At 47.8% G+C, this 7,064-nt stretch carries 6 protein-coding genes and 2 pseudogenes; 1 reads left to right on the top strand and 7 read right to left on the bottom strand.

Features of this window, described 5'->3' with window-relative positions; all coding sequences use genetic code 11:
• Positions 1-141: 141 nt before the first annotated feature.
• From DEH07_09180 to DEH07_09170, 3 genes and pseudogenes are all read right to left on the bottom strand, one after another.
• Complete coding sequence (locus tag DEH07_09180; GenBank protein ID HBY04670.1) at positions 142-2,505, bottom strand: BzdV protein; 2,364 nt, start codon at positions 2,503-2,505, stop codon at positions 142-144.
• Positions 2,495-2,863, bottom strand: a pseudogene (locus DEH07_09175) (benzoyl-CoA reductase, bzd-type, subunit Q). The gene DEH07_09180 and the pseudogene DEH07_09175 overlap by 11 nt, the downstream one beginning before the upstream one ends.
• Before the next feature lie 204 nt (positions 2,864-3,067).
• Positions 3,068-3,325: pseudogene (locus tag DEH07_09170) on the bottom strand (benzoyl-CoA reductase).
• Between the two features lie 283 nt (positions 3,326-3,608).
• Between DEH07_09170 and DEH07_09165 the strand changes: the two are divergent.
• Positions 3,609-4,247 carry a DUF4125 domain-containing protein gene (locus tag DEH07_09165; GenBank protein HBY04669.1) on the top strand — a complete coding sequence of 213 codons (639 nt, stop codon included), beginning with the start codon at positions 3,609-3,611 and terminating at the stop codon, positions 4,245-4,247.
• Here DEH07_09165 and DEH07_09160 read toward each other — a convergent pair.
• The 4 genes from DEH07_09160 to DEH07_09145 form a co-directional block, all read right to left on the bottom strand.
• Positions 4,222-4,821, bottom strand: coding sequence for a dephospho-CoA kinase (locus DEH07_09160; GenBank protein ID HBY04668.1), 600 nt, complete (start codon positions 4,819-4,821; stop codon positions 4,222-4,224). The genes DEH07_09165 and DEH07_09160 overlap by 26 nt on opposite strands.
• A 102-nt stretch (positions 4,822-4,923) precedes the next feature.
• The gene (locus DEH07_09155) at positions 4,924-5,157 is read right to left on the bottom strand and encodes a hypothetical protein (GenBank protein ID HBY04667.1); all 234 of its coding nucleotides are present in this window, start codon (positions 5,155-5,157) and stop codon (positions 4,924-4,926) included.
• A gap of 228 nt (positions 5,158-5,385) precedes the next feature.
• Positions 5,386-6,003, bottom strand: coding sequence for a hypothetical protein (locus DEH07_09150; GenBank protein ID HBY04666.1), 618 nt, complete (start codon positions 6,001-6,003; stop codon positions 5,386-5,388).
• Between the two features lie 74 nt (positions 6,004-6,077).
• Positions 6,078-6,866 carry a hypothetical protein gene (locus DEH07_09145; protein ID HBY04665.1) on the bottom strand — a complete coding sequence of 263 codons (789 nt, stop codon included), beginning with the start codon at positions 6,864-6,866 and terminating at the stop codon, positions 6,078-6,080.
• Between the last annotated feature and the right edge of the window lie 198 nt (positions 6,867-7,064).

The following is a 7,064-nucleotide window of genomic DNA, read 5'->3' as shown; positions in this document are numbered from 1 at the left end:
TCAAAGAGCTTTAATACTCATCACTGTAGTGTTAATAAGGAAATTATATATCTCATATTTTTAATGCTCCGTAACATTACATAACATAATATCACATACCGGCGACAAGACAGAAATCTTACCCGGTTTTACTTCAGTCAACTAAAACAGGTCATCATCGTCGCTGCCCGAGGGCAGCTTTCCATGTTCCTGCAAATACATCTGCAGCAATTCACTTTCCCGCTTGGTGTACATGGGCTCCTCTTCATAAATGAAGAACTGCGCGTTCGATCCGTCTTCCATTTTCTCCACCAGCGCCTGCCTCAAGTTAGATGTTCCGGCGATGGCCATAACTTCTTTATGATCGTCGAAGAGTTGGTAAACCCCTTCGACATCCGGCGCCGAGGCTATGTTTTCGGCGTCAAAGCCAAGCAGATCTTCCGCCGGGGGAAGTTCTGCGGGTGAGATTGCAAACCTTAAGTCACATTGCAGGCAGCGGGCCGCCTCGTCCACCGCCATAAATTCATCAAGGCCGAGCCCGGTTTCAAAAAACTTCATGCTTAGCGACTCACCGGAAGGGCAGCATTCCCCTGGCTGAACAGGGCGCCACAACCTGGCCATTATACCGTGGCGCTTCCTTTTAAGGAAATCATCATCCTTCCCTATGTATGGATTTACGGGAGTAACAGGGACCAGCGCCTCTTTGATATCCCCGTCCCCGCCGAGAAACCTGTCAATTTCGGAAACGACATTGCGGGTGTGGGCGATAGCCTTGATTACGGAGGAAGGACCGGTCGCCACATCACCCGCTGCAAATATACCTGCCACAGGAGTGGTTCCCGACTTTATTTCGACCGCTCCCGGCAGCACAGACGTTTCAGATCTTTGGCCGATTGACACGAGAATATTGTCAGCCTGGACAGGCTCCTCCGTGCCAGGTATATATTCAGGGTTAAACTTTTCGTATTCATCAAAAAACGAGGCTACTTCTATGCTAAAAAACCCACTTGCCTTTTTGTCACCGCTAATTGAGGCAACGCCTTTCCGGAAGTGAACAGTGACTCCTTCTTTTCCGGCCATTTCAACTTCCTCCGGCCAGGCAGGCATCTCCTGCTCATTTTCCAGACAGTACATTTCAACATTGCGCGCCCCCAGGCGAAGGGCAACCCTGGCCGTGTCGACAGCGACATTGCCGCCTCCGATAACGGCAACCTTTTCTCCCAGGGGAACTGTCTCGCCCAAATTGACCCTGCGTAAAAAGTCCAGACCGAGAATCACGCCTTCCAGGTCTTCACCCTGAACCCTCAAGGAAGCAGCCAGGGGATTGCCCGTGGCGACCAGTACTGCGTCATAGCCCTGCTTCAGCAGAGCTGAGGAATCGGCAACTTTTACACCAGTTTCAATTTTCACACCGCAGTCTTTTATTTCTTGAATCTCTTTTGCCAGAACATCTTTGGGCAGCCTGTAAGCGGGAATTCCCGTGCGCAGCATGCCTCCCTGCTCCTCAAGGGCTTCCAGCACAGTAACCGCGTAGCCTTTGCGGGCCAGGAAGTATGCCGCTGTCAACCCGGCCGGGCCCGATCCGATTACCGCCACCTTTTTCCCGCTTGAATCTACGGGTTTTAGTTGTTCCCGCCACCAGCCCAGGTCTTCATCGGATACAAATCTTTTCAGCCGGCAGATTGATATCTCCTGGTCAATCTGCCCCCTCCGGCAATTATCCTCGCAAGGGTGGAAGCAAACCCTGCCCAGCGAAGCCGGAAGGGGAACAGTTTCTCTGATCACTGCGTTGGCCTCGGCAAATTTTTCCTGGGCAATCAGCCTGACGTAACGGGGAATATCCACATTTGCCGGACAGCCGCTGCGGCAGGGAAGAAGTATTTCTTCCTTTCTCCCTTTTTTGGTTTCCTTATCCCGAAGGGCGCCAGTCGGGCATACTTCCACACAGGCAGTGCAAAAACGGCATCCCGAGTCTTCCAGGGTCAGTTCTATGGATGACGCAATTTTACATCCATTGTCCAATTCAATTATTTTCAGCGCTTCCACGCCGCGTACGTCCCTGCATATCCGCACACAGCGCTGGCAGCCGATACAAAGATTATAATCCCGGGTAAACAGGGGGTGATCTTCAAAAACAGGCAGATTGGCCGGTATATATCCCGGTATATCCTGCTTAATCCCGACGTATTCGGCTGCCTTTTGAAGTTCACAATTTCCCAGCCTGACACAGCAGCGCTCGTCTTCCTTCACGTTGCTGGAGCACTGTGTCCTGCTGCAGCCTTCCCGCTGTGCGCAGGTGAGGCAGGCATGCGGATGAAACGCCAAAATTTCTCCCAGTTTATCTTTTCTGTAATCAAGAACCCTTTTTGTTTTGGAAAATATATTCATACCGGGGGTCACTTTTGTTTCGCACGCCTGGACAAGCTCTTCTTTTCCCTCTATTTCTACAGCGCAAATGCCGCATATTCCCGCAGGGACCAAGTCGGGGTGGGAACACAAACTTGGAATATAGATCCCTGGTATCATGTTTGGGTGTCAGGAATTTCATATTCAGTTCTTTTTCCAGACGGGTGACCACACCCGAATTCTTGGCAATACCACCGGTGATTCCGAGATCCGGCTCAATCCCGTTGCGCTCCAATAGTGACCTGATCCTGTGAGCCATTGCCGAGCAGCACGCCGCCAGCACTTTCTCGGTCGACCAGCCGGATCGAAGCAGTCCTACAGCTTCCGACTTCGCGAATACCACGCAGGCGCTGCTGACAGGTTCGGGCTCTTCATCCACCTGAAGGGAACGATTTCCTACTTCCTCAATAGAAACGCCCATCAGATCGGCAAAAACTTCCATGCCCCGTCCTGTTCCGGCTGCGCATTTGTCGTTCATCAAGAAGGAAACAACCTTTCCCTTGTCTAAAAATTGATGTTCATCAGTGAGGTCAACGGTCAACTGCCTACGTGCTCATGTTCCAAGGCTCAAAATCGCACTTAAGGCATTGCCCTCCTTCATTGATGAATTTTTGTATTTTTTTGCAGTCAGATGTCTAACAAGGAAGCAAAATGTACGTCCCCTTGCTTCCCCCTTGCTTCCTAAATATTCATACCTTCCCTGCAGCCCCTGCGCCAGAACGTCCCGGCAAAAGGGGCAGTACATGCCAAAAATGTGCGGCTCGGTGACATTCTGGGGTTGATGGCTTCCCAGTACCCTGACCGGCAGTATGTCAGCCGCATAAAGAATTTCTTCCGGAACATAGGTACAGAAGAAACCGATTACCTTGCCGCCGTTTTTCTCTTTCCATTGACGGGCATAGTCATGTCTGTTTTCATACCATTCCATAAACTTTTCCATTAAATCTCATCCCCTTACTAAAGTAATTCCTCTGTAGGCGATCAATTGTACCGGTCACTAATCTTTTCGTTTCAGGCATCTCCCCTCTCTTTGTTTAAAAGTTAATTAAATCAGTAAATCATCACAGCGTCTAAAAACATCACCTAAGATGGTGATTTTGTTTCTGTAAAAAAACATTCTTTTAAAGCCAAAAATTAAAATTGACTATTCATATTTCGGGCTTGCTTTTTACACGAAACGATTCATACTATAAATTAATAAACGTTTAAAAGGGGGGATACCGGTGGCTGAAAGAAAGGAATTAATTTTAAAGATCGTCGGCAAGGAATTTGAGATGTTCCAAAATGTCAAGGACATGTACGGCAGGGCATCATGCCAGGACAATCCGAAAACCTTTAAGATAATGCGCGCCAGCCAGTTCGCCGGCTGGTCGACTGAGGCTCTGGAAAGTTACCTTAACGATCTTGATGAAGCCGCTGTCAGCAATCGAAACCTTTTAGCCGAAAAATACGCCCGGATGATGCAGTCGACCCTGCCTCTGAGATACTTTGAGATAAAACACCTGCTGCCCGAATTGGATCGGGAAACCATTCTGCTGGTCAATAGGATAGTTGCTATAGAAGTTGAGTGGCAGAAGGAAGCCATGAATAAATACCCGGATATTGTCGGAAGAGGCAGGCCGATATACAGTTCACAGGACAGTAGTACGTCAACCTCAATGGAGACCTACATCCGGGGTGAACTGCTTACCTATTCCAGGAAGACACTGGATCTTTATTATCAAAACTGCCTGAGGCTGAAGTCAAAGGGAATCAACGGGGCTGTGGTAATCCTGCTGGCTATGGTTAAAATGCACGGCTACGGCACATTGGAAGAAGCAAACGAAAAGATCCGCGCTAAGTCGGGTTCCGGAGTATTTTAAAAACCTGGGCAACCTGTTTTTTTGTGTCTTCAATTGTCAGGTCAGTATAAATGACAAAGTCCGCAAACTTCAGCTTCTCGTTCAGGGGAGGCTGTGCTTGAATCCTTTTTTTTGCCTCGAACTCGTCCAAGCCCCTTTCCGAAAGCCTCTTGATCTGCGAATCCTCGCTTGACCAGGCTACGATGACATAATTTGCCATGTTTTTTGCAAAGGATTCAGAAAGCAGGGGCACGTCCTTGATGATGACGGCGCTGGGATCATCGTGTAATATCTCCTCTGTAATTCTTTCACTTTCTTTTAAAATTTCCGGATGGATCATTTCGTTCAGTCTGCCCAATTCCATGGAGGAGTCAAAAACTATTGAGGAAAGTCTTATCCTGTCAATAGTCTGGTCCTCGTTCAATATTCCGGCGCCGAAGTAATCAACAAGTTTCCGCCAGGTTTTCTGGCCGGGCTTCATTAACTCGTGGCCCAGCGCATCGAAGTCTATTATGTATGCGCCCAGTTCCTTAAAAAACCCTGCAACAGTACTTTTTCCGGATGCGATACTGCCCGTTAAAGCTGCGATAACCATATTTACTCCTCTTTGCTCCTTTTTACTCCTCTTTGCTCCTTTTTACTCCTCTTTGCTCCTTATTGCTCCTTATTGCTCCTCTTTGCTCCTTTTTGCTCCTTCTTACTCTTCTTCTTTGTAGTCGGCAAGCTGGGCAGGATCGGCAATTTCATAATAATGCCGCGAGAATTCCTCAAAAGTAAGGTTTAAGGCATTTGCCCAGATCTGCGCCATGCAAAGGCGCGGTTTGCGTTTGCCCTGTTCGATTTGAATAAGTTCGGCAGTTGTTATGCCCACCCTTTCCGCCATCTTCTGAGCGGCAATACCCTTTTTCTTTCTTACTTCACTCAAACTCATTAATAAGCCACCCTATTCTCCGGTAAATTCCACTCCCCGCAACAGGTGCATTTCAGATTTAGCCAGTTGGAACACAAGGGGATGGTTCTCGTGTGTCTGTTTACGAATTTGCTCCTTATTTTTTAGCTTCTTTTTCATCCTGCGTTTTTCTTTTTGATAATATCAACAGATGTCCTATCTCTTCCAGAAACCCGCTGATTAATACACAAGAACCGTCCCCATGTATTATTAACCTGAAATATTCGCTGAAAAGCGTCCTCTTGGACCGCCGACATTCTCAAAGGCGGAGTTGAAATTTCTGTATAGCGATTTATATTCCCTGATCCGGTGCCATTTTTTGATTATGCCCTCGGGGAGGTCTTCCGTAATGAACACCTTCTCCCACCCGCCGGGAACGGGAAAAGAGTAGTAGGGGTTGTCTTTTGGGATACCCCGGATAAAAATCACCTGGGGCACGATCCACTCAAGCCGGGCGAGAAAAACCCTGTGCATTCCGTCACAGACAATGTTAAATACGGAACCGTCTTTTTCGACTGACTCTTCAATCACCGGCGGGAGCAGATCTACAGGATCCTTGAAACCGTCCATATACAGAGACACATAGCCGTTTAAGGCAAACAGGTCGAGTTTGTGCTCTTTCAGCTGCCACTTTAATTCCCTCACCTTTTGAAGTTCACCGGTAAGCACGTAATTCTGCGCTGGCGACAGAAAGTCGGTCTTTATTTTTTCCAGGGAAATATATACATCTTTGTATATATGCATCCCCGGGTCGGTCAGCATTGTAATCTGGCGGAGTTTCTTGATTAGTTCTTCACTGGTATGGTGCTTTACTTTTAAAATCTTTATTGGAGATCGCCTCAACTCTTAAAATAATTTGTATTAGGGAGTCAACTGCTTACGTGCTCATGTTCGCCTCGGACTCAGTAAACTTGGCGCTTAAGGCATTGACCTTCTTTTATTGATGAATTTTTATCCTTGCAGCCGGCGCTAGTTTCAGCAGCATGATGTCTATCAAAAAAAGCCAGATCTGTTTTTAACAGCTCATTTATCCCGGAAACAGTAAGGTCCGGAGGAGGCCAGTTACCCTTTTGAACCTGCTCAACCGCTCTTTTTTCGCGCTCCGGACGGCAGAGCACCCAGACGGTCTTAAGCCCCAATTCTATTGCAGGAAGGATGTCTTCAAGGTATGTATCGCCAATCATAATAGAACGCTGCGGATCCGCTCCCAAAACAGACAAGCCCTTTTTCAGCAAAGCAAAAGAGGGCTTCTTCTTTCCCGCCTGAAAGCTTAAGGCTGCACAGCCTGAAATCCTGGCTATCTCAGGACAGGCATTCAAAAATGAACGGTAGTAGGGCGCCCAGATATTTGACACCAGACCAACCTGATATCCCCCCCCGGCGAAACGGGCGACAACTGCCGTAGCTTCGTTTATTTCCGACGCCGCAGTTTCCTGCCCTTCCCAAAGCAGTGCTATCTCAGCCGCCTGTTGGCTGGTCAGGGAACAAAAGTATTCTTCCAGAGTACAGCATAGTTCCTCCCATCCATTAAATTCCCTGCACATGATCAACCGGCCCAGGCGGGACGATTCCCCGGCCGGCAGTCCCAAAAGGCGCGTAATATATTTCGCCGGCGATATTTCCGGTCCTTCAACAAGGGTTGAACCGATATCGAAAAATACTGCTTTCTGTGACCTGTGATAGCTTTGCATAGATGATCACTTTCTTAAAAAATGGTTTTAAGTTTTAATTCATTACTTTTTTATTATCTCCTGCCGGTATAACTCTAAAAAATACTTTTTATACACGCTATTCTATCAACAACTGGCCGCAGTAGAAATTATAAAGCTTCCGGCCAAACAAGCACGGAGCAATTACCGGTCGGCCCGCTTCCGGGCGGAGCCATTGCC

Source organism: Desulfotomaculum sp. (assembly GCA_003513005.1).
Taxonomy (GTDB): domain Bacteria; phylum Bacillota; class Desulfotomaculia; order Desulfotomaculales; family Nap2-2B; genus 46-80.
Note: the sequence above shows the minus strand (reverse complement) of the source record. Positions and strands in the feature narration are given on the sequence as shown.

What these genes read in the sequence shown, in the direction of transcription:
- DEH07_09160 (HBY04668.1), bottom strand. Translation starts at nt 4,821, where the DNA reads ATGGTTATCGCAGCTTTAACGGGCAGTATCGCATCCGGAAAAAGTACT.
- DEH07_09145 (HBY04665.1), bottom strand. Translation starts at nt 6,866, where the DNA reads ATGCAAAGCTATCACAGGTCACAGAAAGCAGTATTTTTCGATATCGGT.
- DEH07_09180 (HBY04670.1), bottom strand. Translation starts at nt 2,505, where the DNA reads ATGATACCAGGGATCTATATTCCAAGTTTGTGTTCCCACCCCGACTTG.
- DEH07_09155 (HBY04667.1), bottom strand. Translation starts at nt 5,157, where the DNA reads ATGAGTTTGAGTGAAGTAAGAAAGAAAAAGGGTATTGCCGCTCAGAAG.